16 protein-coding genes are annotated in these 20,223 nt (G+C 32.6%); 8 read left to right on the top strand and 8 right to left on the bottom strand.

Features of this window, described 5'->3' with window-relative positions; translation table 11 throughout:
• Window positions 1–19: 19 nt before the first annotated feature.
• Window positions 20–1,171 (bottom strand): beta-aspartyl-peptidase, encoded by a 1,152-nt coding sequence (gene iadA / locus LQ682_RS07805; RefSeq protein WP_016998761.1) that lies wholly within the window; start codon window positions 1,169–1,171, stop codon window positions 20–22.
• Window positions 1,172–1,422: 251 nt separating this feature from the next.
• Here iadA and LQ682_RS07800 point away from each other — a divergent pair, with 251 nt between their 5' ends.
• Window positions 1,423–2,280 carry a helix-turn-helix domain-containing protein gene (locus LQ682_RS07800; RefSeq protein WP_016998759.1) on the top strand — a complete coding sequence of 286 codons (858 nt, stop codon included), beginning with the start codon at window positions 1,423–1,425 and terminating at the stop codon, window positions 2,278–2,280.
• 59 nt (window positions 2,281–2,339) lie between these two features.
• On the opposite strand, the gene LQ682_RS07795 is transcribed toward LQ682_RS07800, so the two are convergent.
• Window positions 2,340–2,936, bottom strand: coding sequence for a hypothetical protein (locus LQ682_RS07795; RefSeq protein ID WP_016998757.1), 597 nt, complete (start codon window positions 2,934–2,936; stop codon window positions 2,340–2,342).
• Between the two features lie 147 nt (window positions 2,937–3,083).
• On the opposite strand from LQ682_RS07795, the gene LQ682_RS07790 reads away from it, so the two are divergent.
• A complete protein-coding gene (locus tag LQ682_RS07790; RefSeq protein WP_239724085.1) occupies window positions 3,084–4,385 on the top strand; it encodes a Na+/H+ antiporter NhaC family protein in 1,302 nt (433 codons plus the stop codon).
• A gap of 412 nt (window positions 4,386–4,797) precedes the next feature.
• On the opposite strand, the gene LQ682_RS07785 is transcribed toward LQ682_RS07790, so the two are convergent.
• Window positions 4,798–5,988 carry a M20 family metallopeptidase gene (locus LQ682_RS07785; protein ID WP_239724083.1) on the bottom strand — a complete coding sequence of 397 codons (1,191 nt, stop codon included), beginning with the start codon at window positions 5,986–5,988 and terminating at the stop codon, window positions 4,798–4,800.
• A 164-nt stretch (window positions 5,989–6,152) separates the two neighbouring features.
• On the opposite strand from LQ682_RS07785, the gene LQ682_RS07780 reads away from it, so the two are divergent.
• The gene (locus LQ682_RS07780; RefSeq protein ID WP_070044985.1) at window positions 6,153–6,584 is read left to right on the top strand and encodes a MarR family winged helix-turn-helix transcriptional regulator; all 432 of its coding nucleotides are present in this window, start codon (window positions 6,153–6,155) and stop codon (window positions 6,582–6,584) included.
• The gene (locus LQ682_RS07775) at window positions 6,584–7,771 is read left to right on the top strand and encodes an MFS transporter (protein WP_239724080.1); all 1,188 of its coding nucleotides are present in this window, start codon (window positions 6,584–6,586) and stop codon (window positions 7,769–7,771) included. The genes LQ682_RS07780 and LQ682_RS07775 overlap by 1 nt, the downstream gene beginning before the upstream one ends.
• 255 nt (window positions 7,772–8,026) lie before the next feature.
• On the opposite strand, the gene LQ682_RS07770 is transcribed toward LQ682_RS07775, so the two are convergent.
• From LQ682_RS07770 to LQ682_RS07750, 5 genes are all read right to left on the bottom strand, one after another.
• Window positions 8,027–9,499 carry a catalase gene (locus LQ682_RS07770; RefSeq protein WP_017000942.1) on the bottom strand — a complete coding sequence of 491 codons (1,473 nt, stop codon included), beginning with the start codon at window positions 9,497–9,499 and terminating at the stop codon, window positions 8,027–8,029.
• 332 nt (window positions 9,500–9,831) lie between these two features.
• Window positions 9,832–10,296, bottom strand: coding sequence for an NUDIX hydrolase (locus LQ682_RS07765; RefSeq protein WP_239724079.1), 465 nt, complete (start codon window positions 10,294–10,296; stop codon window positions 9,832–9,834).
• 20 nt (window positions 10,297–10,316) lie between these two features.
• A complete protein-coding gene (locus LQ682_RS07760) occupies window positions 10,317–11,249 on the bottom strand; it encodes a DMT family transporter (RefSeq protein WP_239724077.1) in 933 nt (310 codons plus the stop codon).
• A 6-nt stretch (window positions 11,250–11,255) separates the two neighbouring features.
• A complete protein-coding gene (locus LQ682_RS07755) occupies window positions 11,256–12,545 on the bottom strand; it encodes a D-serine ammonia-lyase (protein WP_239724075.1) in 1,290 nt (429 codons plus the stop codon).
• 162 nt (window positions 12,546–12,707) lie between these two features.
• A complete protein-coding gene (locus LQ682_RS07750; RefSeq protein WP_239724072.1) occupies window positions 12,708–14,147 on the bottom strand; it encodes a carbon starvation CstA family protein in 1,440 nt (479 codons plus the stop codon).
• 213 nt (window positions 14,148–14,360) lie between these two features.
• Here LQ682_RS07750 and fdhF point away from each other — a divergent pair, with 213 nt between their 5' ends.
• From fdhF to LQ682_RS07730, 4 genes are all read left to right on the top strand, one after another.
• On the top strand, window positions 14,361–17,300 hold the full coding sequence (fdhF, locus tag LQ682_RS07745) for a formate dehydrogenase subunit alpha (RefSeq protein ID WP_239724070.1): 2,940 nt from the start codon (window positions 14,361–14,363) through the stop codon (window positions 17,298–17,300).
• Window positions 17,300–17,770 carry a helical membrane plugin domain-containing protein gene (locus tag LQ682_RS07740; RefSeq protein ID WP_017000947.1) on the top strand — a complete coding sequence of 157 codons (471 nt, stop codon included), beginning with the start codon at window positions 17,300–17,302 and terminating at the stop codon, window positions 17,768–17,770. Before fdhF ends, LQ682_RS07740 begins: the two co-directional genes overlap by 1 nt.
• Window positions 17,771–17,923: 153 nt before the next feature.
• Window positions 17,924–18,703, top strand: a complete 780-nt coding sequence (locus tag LQ682_RS07735) for an N-acetylglucosaminidase (protein ID WP_369917462.1) — start codon at window positions 17,924–17,926, stop codon at window positions 18,701–18,703.
• A 198-nt stretch (window positions 18,704–18,901) separates the two neighbouring features.
• Window positions 18,902–20,029 carry an FAD-dependent monooxygenase gene (locus LQ682_RS07730; protein WP_017000949.1) on the top strand — a complete coding sequence of 376 codons (1,128 nt, stop codon included), beginning with the start codon at window positions 18,902–18,904 and terminating at the stop codon, window positions 20,027–20,029.
• The last annotated feature ends 194 nt before the right edge of the window (window positions 20,030–20,223 follow it).

Below are 20,223 nucleotides of genomic sequence, written 5' to 3'. Positions count from 1 at the left end.
AATTGTCCCGGGCCCTTAATTATTCATACATACCTTTACGTATTACTTTGTAATCAGATAACATTTCTTTTCCTTTTGCTAGGACATTTTTAATCTTATTGCTATTCTTATCAATGATTAAAATATCGGCGTCATAGTTTTCATGAATATGTCCTTTATGATGTAATGTTAATGCATTAGCTACGTTAGAAGTGAACAGTGCTATAATATCATCCCATTTATCTTGATGATAATGTTTGAGTAAATTAAAGAGTTGTTCTGTTAATGTATAACATTTAGCAACATCATACCCAACAAGTTGATTATTGTGGTCAAATTTAGGCAAACTACCGTGACCGTCAGATGAAATAGTGAGTTGAGCGATATCGCCATTATTTTGAAGGTAATAATCTACACAGTCTACAGTATTTGTATCAGCTGTTAAATCTATATAAACACCTTGATTACTTAAAGTGATGCCTTCTTTAAGTAAATCTAAACTTTTGTCGAAATGCGTAATGTATATTTTATTCGCTTTGACATCATAGTTTGCTAGTAAATTATGAATTTGATTTAAGTTATGTTTTCCAGTACCTAAATGAAAGTGAGTAACTCCTGCTTTACCACTCAACATTCCTCCAACAGTAGTTTCTGCAATAATTTTAGCTAGTTCATTTGTGCTAGGTATAGAAGATCTAAAGTCATTAATAGCGATTTCTCCAGTACCAATTACTTTGTCTATTAACATTAAGTCTTCTTTTATAGAATCAGTAATAGTAGTAACGGGTAAGTGATAGTTACCTGTATACATATATGTTGAAATTCCTTCTGCTTCAAGAGCTTTGGCTTTTGCATATAAACTTGAAAGTGTACGAGAAATACCATCTGTACCTATTAATCCTATTACTGAAGTAATACCGCACTCTATAAGTTCAGATAAATTCACCTCTGGCGTCCGCGTCATATAACCTGCTTCGCCTCCACCGCCTAATAAATGAATGTGTGGGTCTATTATACCGGGTATAAGAATATTGTCTTCTGCATCAATTATATTCAAGTTTGGGTCGATATCTTTAAATTTTTCTATATCTATATCACCGATTTTGAGGATGGTTTGACCTTGAATAAGAATTGAATTTTGGCCAATATATTTTGGTGAATAAATATCACCATTTTTTATGATTGTGAACATGAGTTCTGCCCCCTATGAAATTGTATATTGTTACATATTTTAAATTACTTGAATCATTAAAGCAAAGTATCACCGATATTGTCGCAAATTTGTAATAGCTAAATTAATTGTATTTTCTTTCTAGCGAGATTAGAATGAAGAGACATAGTTAGTCTTTTTATATATAAAAGATGTAAGATTTATTAAGTGTAATAAGTTTAAACATAAAGATGTATGAAATAAAGACAATAGAATGTCGGGGAGCGTTATAGATGAAATTAGGAGAGCGTGTTAAACAACGTAGGAGAGATTTAAAGTTATCTCAACAATCACTAGCAAAAGGTATTGCAACACAAAGTCAGATTTCTAAAATAGAAAAAAACGAATTGCAACCGGGATCGCAATTACTATTTAATATTTCTAGAAAATTAAATTGCAGTATGGACTATTTATATGTTGGGGAAGAACTAGATACACAACTTGAACAAAAGTTAAAAGTAATTGAAAGGTTACTTGAAGATAGAGATTACGATGCTTTAACACCTATTATTGATGGCAACTATTTATCAAATAGTTCCACTGACGAAATCGCAGCATCTAAATGGGTGAGATCTATCATAGCTTTTTATAAATATGAAGATATAAATCAAGCAATCTTATTAATAGAAGAAGCGTATAAGTTAATTGATTCAAATATGTTTACTAAATTACAAGTTTCAATTTGTAATACGAGAGCAATTTTCTATTATAGAGAAAGTAATAATCAGTTGGCTAAATCTTCATTAGAAGAAGGTTTGCAAATAGCTAAACGTTTTAACGTAGAGGACAACTATAAAATAAAACTATATTATACTTTATCGAATATTTATTTTAGTGAAGCATTATACGATAGATGCTTAGCATATGCTCAATCAGCATTGGATATTACGATTAATTCTAATAGATATATGCTGTTTAGTGAACTAGTTTATAATATCGTTCAATCGAAAAAAGAAATGAAAATTATTGATGACACAGATATTAAACAATTAGAAGTAGCTTTATATATAAGTAATTTATCAAAAAAACATAGTGTAACTATTCTTATAAGAGACTTGATGAAGTCTTTGAAAAATACACATGATGAATAAAAAATAAAGGAGTGGAGGTTGAGACGTATATATCTGTCTCACTTCCATTCCTTTTGAAGTTATATATAATGTAGTTCTTGTTCTAATTTCTGTATTTTATTATAATTTGAATCTGACATAAAAGGATAATTAATATCTAATTGCCGCATGATGCCTAAAGTTGCTATTTCTTCTAAAAGCATATTAGGGTATTTAATTTGAGTTTGTTCATTGAAGAAGTGTTGAATATACTCTGTTTGGTGTATGTATAATTTAGTGAAGTAATAGGCGACCATTGCATATAAATCATCAACGCGTTCGGATAACTTTTCTATAAATAAAAATAATGTTGTTGAAGATTTTGTAGGGATGGTGCCAAAATCTTGATAGTCACCAATTAAAAAGTAGATATTAGGTTGCAAATAAACTTTATATTGTTTTAAAAACAGCAAACGAATATCAAATATAATGTGTACGAGCTGATCGTTTACATGTGATATATTTCGAATGTCATTTTCGATTTTTGGAATAGTATAAGGAAGAGCTGATACAAGATTATCAACATATTTACCAGCATTTGAGAATTCATTAAAATATCTCGTATAGTATAATTCAAATGATGATTTTGTTAATTGATGGTTGTGTATAAAGCTATTCACAGTATTGCTTATAATCATCGTATAACCCCTTCAATATTATTTAACCACTATTATATATGATATTGCCTAAAATAAATAATCTAATCATCAAAAAAAATAATTTGACGTATAGTATGATGTCATGTAATCTTTTGAAGTATTGAAGTTAACAATAAGGAGATTCCAATGGAACAAATAAATAAAAAATCATCGTTTTGGGCACTATCACCTTTAATAGTATTTGTTGCTTTGTTTATAGGTACAGGTATTATTACAAGTGATTTTAATTTTCTACCAATAAATGTTGCTTTATTGATTTCAACTGTTTTTGCATTTATTATTTATCCAAAAACTAATTTAACGAAAAAAATAGACATATTTACAAAAGGGGCAGGCCACCCTAATATTTTATTAATGGTATTTGTATTTTTATTTGCTGGAGCGTTTAGTGAAACGGCTGAAGCAATGGGAGCGGTAAGTTCGACTGTAAACCTTGGTTTATCATTAATTCCACCTCAATTTTTACTAGCTGGTTTATTCATCGTAGGTGCGTTTATCTCAGTTGCGATGGGTACATCCATGGGGACAGTAGCGGCATTGGCCCCTGTAGGTGTTGGTATTTCTGAGTCAACAGATATCTCAATTGCCTTATCGATAGCAACAGTTGTAGGTGGCGCAATGTTTGGAGATAACTTATCGATGATATCTGATACAACTATTGCAGCTGTTAGAACTCAAAAAACTAAAATGGGTGACAAATTTAAAGTGAACTTTTTCATTGTCTTACCTGGAGCGATTATGACAGTTATTATTCTTTGGTTTCTAACTAAAGATTTAGGTATAGCAGAAACAAGTCAAGGTGGCTATTCTTTAGTTAAAGTGATACCTTATTTATTTGTATTAATCGCCGCTTTATGTGGTATGAATGTTTTAATGGTGTTAGTGTTAGGTGTTGTAATTGCAAGCTTTATCGGATTGACCACAGGATCCTTTACAATTAATGAAAACTTAAAAGCCATATCTGACGGTTTAATAGGTATGCAAGATATAGCGATGATAGCTCTATTCATCGGAGGTATTATCGGAATGATTCAATATCAAGGCGGTATTCAATGGTTGCTCAATACTGTAACAAGTCGAGTTAAAACTAAAAAGGGAGCAGAGTTTGGTATAGCAAGTTTAGTAACTACAACAAACTTCGCTACAGCTAATAACACAATTGCTATTATAACTGCTGGACCTTTAGCAAAAGGAATCTCGGAAGATTATGAAATTGACGCCCGGAAGTCTGCCAGCATACTAGATATATTCGCAAGTAGTGTGCAAGGTATCATACCTTACGGAGGCCAAGTGTTAGCAGCAACAAGTGTTGCAGGCATTTCAAGTGTCTCATTGATACCATATTCATTTTATCCTTATTTACTCGTCGTTTGTGGCATAGTATCCATAATCGTTGGGTATCCTAAAAGAAAAGATAAGAGTGTGTAAATAAAAAGAGCTAGGGACATAAATCCTTAGCTCTTTTTTGGATGGGGTTAATCAAAAGCATGAGTTGATATTATTGTTGGATTAACTATGACAATAATCCAAGTAGAGCACCCTTTATTGGATTTACTAGGACAATAATCCAAGTACAGACCCTCTTATTGGATTAACTAGAACAATAATCCAAGTACAGACCCTCTTATTGGATTAACTAGAACAATAATCCAAGTACAGACCCTCTTATTGGATTAACTAGAACAATAATCCAAGTACATACACCTTTATTGGATTAACTAGGACAATAATCCAAATAGAGCACCCTTTATTGGATTAACTAAGACAATAATCCAACTACAGACGCCTTTATTGGATTTACTATGACAATTATCTCCCAGGCTGTTTTATTATAACTAAATTATTTTTCACCTAAATAATCTACTGTAGCAGCAGCAACTGTTTTAGCTGCAATAAGGATTGCACTTTCATCAATATCAAATTTTGGGTGATGGTGGGCATATGTTTCTTTATCTTTTGGACTTGCTCCAACATAGAAAAATGTACATGGTAACTCTTCAGCATAGTATGCAAAGTCTTCTGAAGGTGGCTGTGGTTCACATCTTATAACTTCATTAACTTCGGGAATATTTGCTGATTCAATAGATTGTACAACTTGTTTTGTTAAACTTGGATCGTTATATAATACTGGATAATCATTTGTATATTGTAAGTCACAGTCAACGCCATACATTGCCTCTAATCCTTGGGCTATTCTTTTAATTTCATTTTCCATTAATTCAAGGGCATCATCATTCATTCCTCTAACATCACCTTCTAGTTCAACCTCATTTTTAATGATATTAAATTGTCCTTTTCCATCAAATGATCCTATTGAAATAACGCCCATATCAAATGGATTCAACCTTCTTGATACTATTGTTTGTATTGACATAACGAAACTACTAGCAGCGACAATTGGATCGTTAGCTAAATGTGGAGAAGAACCATGTCCACCTTTACCAGTGATTTTCAATTTGAAAAAGTTGCGTCCAGATTGAACATTTCCTTCTCGGTAATAAACGTTGTTAGCAGGCATAGTACTCATAACGTGTACACCTATAACATTATCTACGCCATCCAATATGCCATCCTTAATTAAATATTGTGCGCCACCTGGAGGTTTTTCTTCAGCTGGTTGATGTATGATAACAATTTTTCCGTTCAATTTATCTTTCATTTCTATTAAACATTCTGCAAGAATCATTAAATACGCTGTATGCGCATCATGACCACAAGCATGCATGATACCTTCATTTTTAGATGAGAATTCTAAACCTGTATCTTCTTTAATAGGCAGGGCATCGAAATCCGCTCTTAACGCAAGTGTCTTGCCAGGATTACCAGAATCAATCGTTACTTTAATGCCATGTATATTTTCTCCGCCTATATTTGTCTCTACAATAGCATCTTTATCTTGATAAAAGTCAGCAATATATTTAGCTGTTTGTTCTTCTTCAAAAGATAATTCAGGGTTCTCATGTAAATATCTTCTGATGGCTATCATTTCTTCTTCTTTATCATTTAACTTATTAAATAAATGTTCTAGCATCTTTTCTCCTCCTATTAATCATTTAATTCCATTATAGTAAAAATTGCTTATGTAATGTTGTAATTAGAAAAGCATGTTGACATAAATATTTGAGAGGAGTAGAATAGCGTAGTATTAGTTAGCAAAGCTAACTTTATTTTTATGAGAAAAGGCGGTATAAAAGAATGAATAATTTTTTTAATAGTTACATAAACGTTTATAGGCCATATATACATCACATTAATGTGATTTTAGAGCCATATGATTTATATGCAGCTCAGTATAGAGTCTTACGTGATATTGCAGGGAATCAACCTACAACACTCGTACAAGTGTCCAAGCGTTCTTTTATAGAAAAGCCTACAGCTCGTAAAATAATCAAAAAGCTTATTGAATTTAACCTTGTTCAAGCCATTAACAGTAAAGAAGATAAACGAGAAAAGTTTTTAACATTAACTGAAAAAGGCGAAGCAATGCATAAAGAAATTTATGAACAAGTCTTAGAATTTCAGAATAAATGTTTTGAAGCAATAGGTGCAGATGAACAAGAGTTATTAAAAGCAGAGGAATTGTTAAACCAATTTCGAAATTATTTAATTGAGGAGGCAACGGAGTAGTGAGTAATCAAATTAAACATCCTATATGGACGAAAGATTTTATATTTAACTTTGTTATTAGTTTCTTTATCTTTTTATCTATGTATTTATTATTAGTTACAGTAGGTGGATATAGTAAAGAAACTTTTCACGTTTCTGATAGCTTAGCAGGACTAGCATCAGGACTATTTATTGTGGGTTCTTTAGTTGGTAGATTTATAACTGGTAAATATATCAACATATTGGGAACGAAAAAAGTATTAGTAATCGGAGGTTTATTATTAGTTATTACTAATGGATTATATTTAGTTTCTGCATCGTCATTCGCATTACTATTAATTGTACGTATTATTAACGGAGCTGCCAGCGGTATTGCAAGTACTGCAACAGGGACAATAGCAGCTTATATAACACCTGCGGATAGACGTAGTGAAGGTATAAGTATGTACAGCTTAAGTATGGTACTAGGGACGGCTATAGGGCCGTTTATAGGGTTGATCTTATATCAACACATACCAATGGAAGGATTATTTATAACTTGTACAACTTTAATTGTTATCGCATTTGTAATGTCAATATTTATGAAGATAGAAACACCGGTAGCAGTACAAAATGAAACTAAAAAAGGATTTAAACTAACGGACTTCTTCTCAGTTCATGCATTACCGATAGCAATTGTTGTTGTTATTGTGAGTATTGCATATTCTTCAGTACTTTCATTTATTCAATTCTTCGCACAAGAAAATAATCTAGTAGATGCAGCAAGTTTCTTCTTCGTTGTATACGCTATTGCAATTCTACTAACACGACCATTTACAGGTAGAATTATGGATCAAAGAGGGGAGAATATTGTAACCATCCCAGCATTTATTTGTTTAGTATTAGGACTATTCCTCATCAGTATAGCAAACAGTGGATTAGTATTATTAATAGCAGGCGCATTTGTAGGATTAGGCTTTGGGAATTTACAATCAATCTTCCAAGCGTTGGTTATCAAAGTATCTCCAATAGAAAAAATGGGATTAGCAACTTCAACATACTTTATAGGTCTAGACTTCGGATTGGGCTTTGGACCATATGTATTAGGTAACTTTACAAACTCAATAGGATATTCAGGACTATACTTCGCAATGGCTATTGTAGCCTTAGTAGGATTAGTAAGCTATTACTTCCTACATATGATTAAGACACAAAAAGCAGTTAATTAAAAAAGAGAGGGGAGCGGAACAGAAATCTTTTAGTGAAATGAGATTCTGTAACGCTCCCTATTTTTTTCTGTCTATTAAAATTTGTATTTATTATTATAAAACTATAAGTATAAAAGGCTAGAAAATCGAATTTTAAAGTTGTTAGACACTCTGAGTATCGCAAGAGAGGGTCCACAACTATTCACACTTTGCTACTTCATCTATTTATATGTATAAAAAAACACGCCATTATACATGGCGTGTTTTATCTTTATATTATCCTTCTAAATCAACTGAGTTAATGTCAATGCCTAATGCTTCAGCTACACCTTTACCGTAATCTGGATCTGCTTTGTAGCAGTTACGGATGTGACGGTGTTTAACTTCGTCAGTAGTACCTTGCATTTCATTTGCAGTGTTTTGGAAGATACGTTGTTGTTGTTCTGGTGATTGTAGACGGAATAATTTACCTGGTTGCTCGTAGTAGTTATCGTCATCTTCACGGAAATCGTGTTCGTATAATTGTCCTTCTACTTCAAGACCTGGTTTTTTATATTCAGGTTGTGATTCGTGTTTGCTATAACTATTTGGATAATAGTTAATTTCGCTACCAAAGTTACCATCAACTCTCATTTGACCATCTCTAGAGAATGGGCATACGTTTTCCGCAGCTTTAGGAGAGTTAACAGGGATTTGCCAATGGTTAACGCCTAAACGGTAACGTTGAGCATCTCCATATGAGAATAAGCGACCTTGTAACATTTTATCTGGTGAGAAATCAATACCAGGAACGATGTTAGTAGGTGCGAATGCAGCTTGTTCTACATCTTGGAAATAGTTCTCTGGGTTACGGTTTAATTCGAATTCACCAACTGGAATAAGTGGGTATTCGTCTTTGAACCATACTTTAGTTAAATCGAATGGATTGTCTTTATGATTTCTAGCTTGTTCTTCAGTCATAACTTGAATGTACATTTTCCATTTAGGGAAATTGCCTTCTTCGATTGCGTTGAATAAGTCTCTTTGACTTGATTCACGGTCTTTAGCAATAACTTGTTCCGCTTCTTCAGCAGTGTAGTTTTCAATACCTTGTTGAGTTCTGAAGTGGAATTTAACCCATACTCTTTCGCCTTCATCGTTGTACATTGAATAAGTGTGAGAACCGAAACCATGCATGTTACGGAAACCTTTTGGAATACCTCTGTCAGTCATCAAGATTGTTACTTGGTGTAATGCTTCAGGTAAAAGTGTCCAGAAGTCCCAGTTTGATTGTGGGTTATGCATGTTTGTTTTTGGATCACGTTTAACAACGTGGTTTAAACTTGCGAATAATTTAGGATCACGGAAGAAGAATACAGGTGTGTTGTTACCAACTAAGTCCCAGTTACCTTCTTCTGTGTAGAATTTAAGTGCGAAACCACGGATATCACGTTCTGCTTCTGCAGCACCGCGTTCACCAGCAACTGTAGAAAAACGTGCAAACATTTCTGTTTGTTTACCGATTTCTGAGAAGATTTTCGCGTTTGTATATTGTGTAATATCATGTGTTACTGTAAAAGTACCAAAAGCACCAGAACCTTTGGCGTGCATACGGCGTTCTGGAATAACCTCTCTATCAAAATGCGCCATTTGTTCTAAGAAATAAATGTCTTGCATTGAGATAGGGCCACGACGACCAGCAGTCATAGTATTTTCACGATCTGATACAGGTGCACCAAAAAGACCTGTAAGTTTTGAATTGTTAGTCATAATTGTCCTCCTATGTTTCCTTAATTATAATAATTCTAATTTCATACTTATTATAATTTAAACTGAGCAAAGAGACAAGTAAAAGAATTATTATAATTAGAAAAAATATAAGTAATTGTGAACATGTTGTTCACTTTAACTACCCTATAGGTGAATAAAATAAACATTTTACAATAAAAATGCTGTATTTTTAAAGTTTTACTTAATATTTATGATAATGAATAAGAATAGTAAAATTTAGCTGAGTGAGAAAATATAACCACAATTGATTATAAAGAATATAAATAATTAAAAAAGAGTACATGAAAATGTACTCTAAACGAAAATTACTATTATTTAGTAGAATTTCTATCGATAAATAATGGTTGTATGTCAATTTGTTTTAGTATGATTTCTTTTGCTTTTTCAGGTCTAATGTCTAACTCTGGAATATCCGTTAAATTAACGTATACATAATCGATATTATTTTGATTATGATTATTAGGAATATTTTTAATATGTTCGTCTAAATCAAGTTTGTACATAAATAAAATTTCATGAATAGACGTATTTTGGTATTCAAAGAAATTTTGTATTGTAGTAACGAATTGTACCTCATTACATTCAATGCCTAACACTTCATTAATTTCTCGCTTAATTGCCGAATCTGAGCTTTCGAAATATTGAACGCGCCCACCAATTAAGGCATAGTAATTCCTTTTTTTATCATAGTGAAAGTAATAGTGATTATTCGATTTAATGATAGCACCAACTCTAATATTTAACATACCATCCCCAGATTGTAATGTTAAGTCCATATCATTCACCCCTTAATGAATTAAAATAATTTCAATATTATTATACCGATAAAGACTAAAGATGCGCCAACAGCTCTTCTTAAAGTAATTCTATACCTTGGCGTGTTAAACATACCGAAGTGATCGATGATTAATCCCATTAGCATTTGTCCAAATATAACAACCATTAATGTTAGTGCAGCACCCAATTCTGGCATTAGTAGAATATTAGTTGTTACAAATACAACTCCTAAAGGTCCACCGATGAAATAAATAAGTTTGATTCTACCTTGCCCTTCCTGGTTTAATTTAAAATGTACTCTTCTAACTATAATAAGAGATAGTATTAGTAATACTATCGTACCAATCGCGAAAGAAATGAGCGATGATAAATAGAAAGATTGAACTTCATATCTTAATGCACTATTGATGGCGGTTTGGATAGGTGGTAAACAACCAGTAAACAAACCTAAAATCATCCAAAATTTTGTGTATTGCGTTTCATTCGTAATAATTCTTGCAGATTTCTTTTTATAATTCATAAATATTATACCAATTAACATCAGCAAAACGCCGCTAATTCTGCCTATATTAATAGTATGAACTTCTGCATCGAATAAGCCAAATTGGTCGATAAATAGTCCCATAATAATTTGACCTGATACTGTCATTACTACTGTCAAAGCAGCGCCAATTCTTGGCAAGAGCAATAAATTTCCTGTTAAGAAAACTACGCCTAGCATACCACCAGTAAACCATACATAAGAAAATTCTTGGTTCATAATGAAAGACGGTGTTAATTTTTGAGGGTTCATTATTAAATTAATAATGATTAATGTTAACGTACCAATTAAAAATGAATAAAAAGAAGCAAGGATAGGCGATTTTGTATAACTTCCTAATCTCGTGTTTATTGATGTTTGAAGTGGTACACATAGACCAGCTAAAACACCTAATATAATTAGTAATATCAAGTTAGCTTACTCCTTATCTATTATTTCTTCAGCTTTTTGATAATATAATGCCTGTTCTTTATCAGGTACCATATTACCTCCAGTAGACCACACAAGATGGGTTGCATTTTCTGTATCTTTATTAATTTCTATTATATTTTTTACACCATGGAAGCCTGATGTTGCAGATGGTTCTATAAAGATGTTTTCTTGATCTTTTAAAGTTTTTAAATAAAGATATAGTTGATCATCTTCTACAGTACAAGCACCATATAACAATGATGTCATTATATCTCCAACTAGTTTTGAAGGCCTGCTAACAGCTAAACCATCTGCTACAGTCTTACCAGTTAAACGGATATCTTGTACGCTAATGGCATCATGTAATTTAGTAACCATACCTAAAGTCATACAAGGTGCTTCCGTAGGTTCTATAAATACGGGATGAACATTTTTTCCAAAAATCATTTTAAGGCCAAAAGCTACGCCTCCTGGGCCACCACCAACACCACATGGTAAATAAACAAATAGAGGATGATTGTCATCTACAGTGATATTTCTTTCCTCAAGTTGTTTATAAACACGAAGTGCACTTACTGCATATCCTAAGAATAAATCACTTGAAGATTCGTCATCTACAAAGTGACAATAAGGATCGTTTTGAGCAAGTTGTCTGCCTTCTTTAACAGCATAGCCATAATCTTGAACGTGTTCTACAACTTCCACACCTTTAGATTTTAATAAAGCTTTTTTCCATTCTTTTGCGTCTTGTGACATATGTACTGTGACTTTAAACCCTAATTTCGCACTCATAATACCTATACTTAAGCCTAAGTTTCCTGTGGAACCTACAGCTATGCGATATTGTGAAAATAAATTTTTGAATTGGTCAGTTGCTAAAATACTATAATCACTATTTTCAGTGAAGTTAGTCTTTTTAATAGCTGTTTCTTCTGCAAATTTCAAAACTTCGTAAATACCACCGCGTGCTTTAATAGAACCTGAAATAGGTAAGGCGTGGTCGCCTTTTAAAAGCAATTGACCTTTTAAATTAGGAAATTCTATATTTTTAAATGTATCTAATGAAAAAATTTGAGACTCGATTTTTCCATTGTTTTCTTTTGTCTCTGGAAAAACTGTTTTTATATATGAAGAAAAACGGCTCAATCTTGCTTCCGCATCTTTAATATCATCAATTGTAAAAGGAAGCGAGGAATCGGACTGATAGTCTGGGTTTTGCCAAAAAATTTCTTCATGGTTTACCATTTTAGAAATGATGGGATTTTGATTTTTAAGTGTTTGTACGTTGAAAGTCATATAATACGCTCCTTTTTATAAACTGTTTTAATCATGTCATACAGCTATACTTCAACTATAGATAGTCATGATTTAAAAATAAAAAATCTATACATAACACATTATCCAGGCTAGGTTTGCTTAGAATAAGTTTGGTTATGCATAGATAGATTTAATCTCAAATTAAGACGTATATAAATCTTGAGTTGGTGAAGCAATTGGTTCAGTCTGTTTAAGTATGGCTCTTACATATAATATTGAAACAATAATAAATACTACAGCGCCACCAATTAAAGCAGTGTTATAAGGGAGGGATAAGCTTTCTGGTGCATATAACACATATACGCTGACAGCTCCTGTCATAAACAATGCTGGAATCCCAGCAACGAGATGTGCTTTATTATATCTAAGTAAATAACTCACACTAACCCATAACATGACAGTTGCGACAATTTGATTTGTGAAACCTACATATCTCCATAAGAATGAATAATCGATTGTAGATAGAAAGAAAGCAGGAATACCAACAGCAAAACTTGCAGCGATCATTAAAGCTTTAGAATTTATGCTCACTTTATCTTTAACAAAATCTTCTATAATCATTCTAGAACTTCTTAATGCAGTGTCACCGGTAGTAATCGGTAAAATAATAACACCTAGTAATGCTAATACACCGCCTACAGGTCCTAGTAATTGAATTGAGATTTGATCTACAACACCTGCTGGTCCTATTGATTGTAACTGACTTGCTAAACCTTTAGTACCACCAAAGAAAGTCATACCAGCTGCTGCCCAAATAAGAGCAATAATACCTTCGGAAATCATGGCACCATAAAATACTTTTCTGCCTTCTGATTCATTTTTAACAGTTCTTGAAATAATAGGGCTTTGAGTACAATGGAAACCAGAAATAGCACCACATGATATTGTTACCATAAGAAGGGGCCATACTGGGATGCCACTAGGATGTAAGTTTTGAACTGTAATTTCTGGGATTGGTTTTCCACTAAATATCAACGCAACTGCTACGCTAACAGCCATCACAATTAAAATAACACCAAATATTGGATAAATACGACCAATTATTTTATTAATAGGAAGAATAGCAGCAAGAATAAAGTACGCAAATATGATAATTAATGCTACCAAGAATGAAATAGGTGTTTTTGATGAAAGTAGTTGTGCTGGACCAGCTACGAAAGCAGCAGCAACTAACACCATAAGCACGACAGATACAATATCTGTAAATACTCTAATAAACTTACCTAAATAATGTTGTACAAGTTTAGGAAACTGTGCGCCACCATGTCTTAAACTAAGCATACCTGAAAAGTAATCATGCACGCCACCTGCGATAATACATCCTACTACTATCCATATAAATGCGACTGGACCATATAATGCACCTGAAACTGCTCCAAAAATAGGTCCAAGCCCCGCTATATTTAATAATTGTATCATCCAACCTTTCCAGGCAGGCATTGGTACAAAGTCCATGTTATCTTGCTTACTATAAGCAGGTGTTTCTTTATCTGGATAGATTTCGAAAACACGCTCTATGTATTTTCCATAAAAAACATAACCTAAAATCAATATGATAATGGAAGAAATAAATGTAATCATCGCTAGAACCTCTTTCAAAATAGAATAACAATAGATTAGCAAAGTTCCGTATACTTAGCAATAAAATTTTAGAAATTTCAGATAATTAATATTGTTAAATTCTACAAATGTTTGCATTAGTAAAAATGTAAAATTATAATTAAAATAAGTCATTTAAAAATATTGGGTAATATGACTTTTATGGGCAGAATTGAATAAGAGGGGGACAATGATATGCAAGAACATCAAATATTAACAATTGATGGTACAGATTATCTTGTAGAAGAAGGTATGAGACTTTTAGATTTTATAAAAGCTCAAGAGTTGTCTTTTGTTCCATCAATTTGTTATAACGAATCACTTGGTCCAATCGAAACGTGTGATTCATGTATTGTTGAAGTAAATGGACAACTTCAAAGAGCATGTAGCACAATGATTGAAAACGGTATGGTTGTAAATACTCAAAAAGAAAATGTTAAATCAGCACAAAAACAAGCACTAGATAGAGTTCTTGAGCACCACGAACTATATTGTACAGTATGTGATTACAATAATGGTGATTGTGAAATTCATAATACTATGGGCGAATTTGGTTTGGAACATCAATCAATACCATTTAAATCTAAAGGTTATGAAGAAGATTTTGGTGCTTTTTATAGATACGATCCAGACCAATGTATATTGTGTGGTAGATGTGTAGAAGTATGCCAAGACGTTCAAGTAAACGAAACTTTAACGATTGATTGGAAACGTCAACAGCCAAGAGTAATTTGGGATAATGATAAAGCAATAGATGAGTCAAGTTGTGTGAACTGTGGACAATGTGTCACAGTGTGTCCTTGTAACGCATTAATGGAAAATGACATGCTCGGACAAGCAGGTTATATGACGGACCAAAAACCTGGTCTACTGCGTTCAATGATAGAGTTAACTAAAAAGGCAGAAACAGGATATGGACCATTGTTTGCTATATCAGATTCTGAAGCGGCAATGCGTGAAGAAACTATCGAAAAGACAAAAACAGTTTGTACATATTGTGGAGTGGGTTGTTCATTCGACGTATGGACTAAAGGTAGAGAAATTCTAAGAGTATTACCACATGAAGATTCTCCAGCTAATCACATTTCAACATGTGTGAAAGGTAAGTTTGCTTGGGATTACGTCAATTCAGAAGACCGTTTATTAAAACCACTTGTACGTAAAGAAGGTTATTTCCAAGAAGTAGAATGGGAAGAAGCAATTGAACTTGTTAGTAAGAAATTCTCTGAAATCAAAAACGAATACGGTAAAGATGCATTAGGATTTATTTCTTCATCTAAATGTACAAATGAAGAATCTTATTTAATGCAAAAGCTATCTAGACAAGTAATTGGTACTAATAATGTAGATAACTGTTCCCGTTATTGCCAATCTCCAGCAACTCAAGGTTTATTTAGAACAGTTGGTTATGGTGGAGACTCAGGTTCAATTGAAGACTTAGAGAAAGCAAATATGGTTATTACTATTGGAACGAATACTGCTGAAGCGCACCCAGTTATCGCAAGTCGCATTAAGAGAGCACATAAATTACTAGGACAAAAATTATATGTGTTTGATATTAGAAAACACGAGATGGCTGACCGTGCAGATAAGTTTTATCAACCTACACCAGGGACAGATTTAGTATGGTTATCAGCATTGTCCAAATATATTATCGATCAAAATTGGCATAATGAAGCCTTTATTTCTGAATATGTTAATGATTTTGATGAATACTATGAGAGTTTGGCACCATTTACGCTCGAATATGCTGAAGAAAGAACAGGTATTAGTAAAGATGATTTAAAAGCGCTTGCTAAAGAAATTGTTCAAACAGAAGCCGTTTCAATTTGTTGGGCTATGGGTGTAACACAACATCGCGTAGGTAGTGACACAAGTACAGCTATATCTAACCTTTTACTAGTGACTGGTAACTATATGAGACCAGGAACAGGAGCTTATCCATTAAGAGGACATAATAACGTTCAAGGATGTAGTGATATGGGCAGTATGCCTAATACATTACCTGGTTATCAAGATGTTACTGATGCAAAAATACGTCAACCCTTTGAAAAAGCGTGGAATGTAGAGTTAGATAGTGAAGTTGGGTTAGACAATCATGAAATGATAGATAGTATACATGAAGGTGAATTACGTTCACTTTATATAAAAGGTGAAGATACAGTGGTAGTCGATGCTAACCTTAACTATGTTAGATCTGCTTTTGAAAAAATAGACTTCTTAGTTGTGCAGGATCTATTCTTCTCAAAAACAGCAGAATTTGCAGACGTTGTTTTACCCGCGTCACCATCATTAGAGAAAGATGGGACATTTACGAATACTGAAAGACGTATTCAAAGAATTAATAAAGCATTAGATCCGCTTGGAGATTCCAAACCAGATTGGGAAATTATTCAATTGATTGCTCAATCATTAGGAGCAGACTGGGATTATAAACATCCTAGTGAAATTTGGTTTGAAGCACAAAGTTTAATGCCGTTAGTAAGAGGTGCAACATACGATAGATTAGAAGGTTATAATAGTTTACAATGGCCGATGAATGAAGATGGTTCTGATACACCATTACTATATACTGAGCAATTCCATTTCCCTGATGGTAGGGCGAGATTGTACCCATTAGAATTCAATGTAGAATCTAAAAAGACTGAAGAAATGTCACTTCATGTTAATAATGGGCGAGTATTAGAACATTTCCATGAAGGTAATATGACATATCAAGTACCTGGTTTAGCTTATAAATTACCAAAGAATTTCTGTGAAATTTCAAAAGAATTGGCAGAAGAACATGGTATAGAAAGCGGTGCACGAGTGAAAGTCACATCTAAAGCTGGTACAACAGAATTGAATGTACAAGTTACAGATAGAGTGTCAGGTAATCATATTTACATTCCATTGAACGACCAAAACGAAGGTGCACCAAACTTTGTTACAGATAGTGACGTTGATAAGGATACGAATACACCAGCATATAAAGATAACTATGCAAAGCTTGAAGTCATTACAAAAAATGGTCGTGCGCCAATACCAAAACACAATTATAGATTTGGTACGAGAAATCCACAAATCAGTGTTAGAGTTCAAGATAAATGGGAAAGACCAGATTATACATTCCCAAATAAAGGTGGCGAATTATAATGGGTGAGAGAATTAGAGTCATTAAACGAATGGAAGAGCCGAAAGAATACAAAATTGAAAAGGATATGAAAATCCTGCAAGAAAGATTGAGCGATAAAAAAATTGCTATTGAAAAAGGAATAGATATACTCGATGCTTTAGAAAAAGCAGAAGCATTAGATGCTGTACATGCAGCTATCGTTCAAAGAAAAGTTATAACGGGGAACATTGTAACAGAATTAAATAAAGAACAGTATGAAGGTATATTAGATAATATAGGCAACGTATTGTTTATGTTTGGAGATTTAGATTTAGAAGAAGCTTCTGTATTTGTGAAAAAGATAAATAACGGAATGAGAGTAGCAAATAGAGCCAATTCGAATAATAAAACTTCAGTTAAAGATTTATTAGGCGCATTAAAAGACCCAGAAATAAATAGCAGTATAACAATGCTGTTGAATTTCTTAAAAGGTATGAGCAGAGAAGAATAATGAAATGAAGGAGAGTCCGGGACATAAATAATTGTTCTGGGCTCTATTTTTATATTATTTAAAAATATAAAATAAACGGTTTTATTGATATTTGTTATATTTTAAGATAAGTTTATAACGTAATATGGTTATATTAAAAGAAAAGGTGTGAGAATCATTAACTTTTTGAAAGATAGATTCACCCTAATATTAGGACTCATTATTATATTTGTATTTATTATTTTATTAATTATTTTCGAGTCTCCTTTTTTCAAGAATCATCAAACACATACTTATGAAGAAGCTTTGGAAATTCAGACAAAGAGTGATTCACCAGCTGTGACACAAAAAGATAATAAATTTGTGTATGCAGATAAGAAAGATATCGATAAGTATATGGATATTGATAAGAGTAAAACAGATTTACAATTCATGGATATATCTGAAAAAGTTGATATATCTGAAAAACAAGTTAAAGATATTTTAAAAGATAAAGGTGTTTTGAAAGGTAAAGAAAAAGCATTTTTAAACGCACAAGATAAGTATAATATTAATATTATTTATTTATTAAGTCATGCTTTCATAGAAACTGGAAACGGCAATTCTGAGTTGGCTAGCGGTGTTAAAATGTCCAATGGAAAAACTTTTTATAACTTTTATGGCATTGGTGCTTTTGATCAAGACGCAGTTGAAACAGGAAGCAGTTATGCGCGTAAGAAGGGGTGGACTTCACCTGAAAAAGCAATAGATGGTGGCGCAAGATTTGTAAGGAAAGATTATCTAGATAATGGACAAGATACTTTATACAAAATGAGGTGGAATCCTTACAATCCAGGACAGCATTTATATGCGACTGATGTGAACTGGGCGACAAGTATTGGTAAGATTATGGAAAGTTATTATGATAAACATGATTTAAAGAAAGCTGAAATATATAAAGATTATTATAAATAATAGATAACTCTAGTTCTTAATATTGATAATAAGAACCCCGAAAGTTACTAATAATTTAACTTTTGGGGTTTATTAATTGAACTGGGGTTTATTAATTGAACTGGGGTTATTTATCGTAATGACTTCATGTTAAAATATAGTTATATTAATTATAATTGAGAAGTAAAGATTTTTATTTTAAAGAAAGTAGTGAACAAAATGAAAATAGCAGTAATTGGTGGGGGAATAGGTGGCTTAACTGCTGCTGGTTTACTTTATCAAACGGGGCATGATGTACAAGTTTATGAAAAAAGAAATGACTTGAATCAAGTAGGTGCTGGGATAGGCATTGGAAGCAATGTACTAAAAGCATTAAAGCCTTACAAAATGACATATGCAATTGAACAAGAAGGACAAGCCCTTAACAAAATCGAAATTCGAACTAATTTAGATTCATTTTTAAACACTTTAAAAATGAACCAAGATGAAGAACAAAATATAACAATTCATAGAAGTGTTTTGCATGAAATATTAAAAACACATGTACCTCCAGAACGTATAAATTTAGATTATAAATTAAAAGAATTTAAACAAACTCCAGATAATATAAGGTTATATTTTGAAAATGGGCAAGAAGCAGAAGCTGATTTAGTTATCGCAGCAGATGGCTTGAATTCAAATATTAGGAAACAAATTCAACCAAAATCTGAACCTAAATACGCAGGGTATACTTGTTTCAGAGGCGTTGTAAATGAAAACTTGAATATTGATCGAACTACTGCATTAGAATATTGGGGACATAAAGGTAGATTTGGAATTGTACCTTTAAAGGATGACGAATTATATTGGTTCTGTACAATGAATGCCAAAGAGAACGATTTACAGTTTAAATCATTCGAAAAGCCTCATCTTCAAGCATATTTTAATCAATATCCTGATGAAGTACGTAATGTATTAGACGCTCAAGAAGAACTTGGTATTTTGCACCATGATATGTATGACCTTACACCATTAAAATCATTCATTTCAGGAAGAGTAGTATTATTAGGTGATGCAGCTCATGCAACGACGCCAAATATGGGACAAGGAGCAGGACAAGCTATTGAAGATGCTGTTACTTTAACCAACTTATTAAAAGAAAAAGACGTTGATGCAGCATTAAAAAGATACAATAAACTAAGAGTTAAGCACACTAGAAAAGTAATTAAAAAATCTAGGAAAATTGGAAAAGCTGGACAGGCATCCAATACGATGAAAATAAAAATGAGAAATAAAATGCTGAAATCTATGTCTTCAAAATCATTAAGTAAAAAAGTTAAATTTTTACAAAAAGCGAAATTAAAATAATTTATGAATAGGCTAATTAAAAATTAAGAAAGGGAGTGGGACAGAAATCTCATTTTATTAAAAAGATTTCGTAGTCCCACCTCGGCAAGGATGACTAGGTAAGAAAAAAACTTGTTATAAGCGCATTCTCATACCAGTCAGCTACTGCCAATACAAAAAGAGAGTCTGGGACAATTATTTATGTCCCAGACTCT

Origin of the sequence: Mammaliicoccus sp. A-M4 (assembly GCF_022386955.1) — a bacterium.
Classification (GTDB): Bacteria; Bacillota; Bacilli; order Staphylococcales; family Staphylococcaceae; genus Mammaliicoccus; species Mammaliicoccus lentus.
Note: the sequence above shows the minus strand (reverse complement) of the source record. Positions and strands in the feature narration are given on the sequence as shown.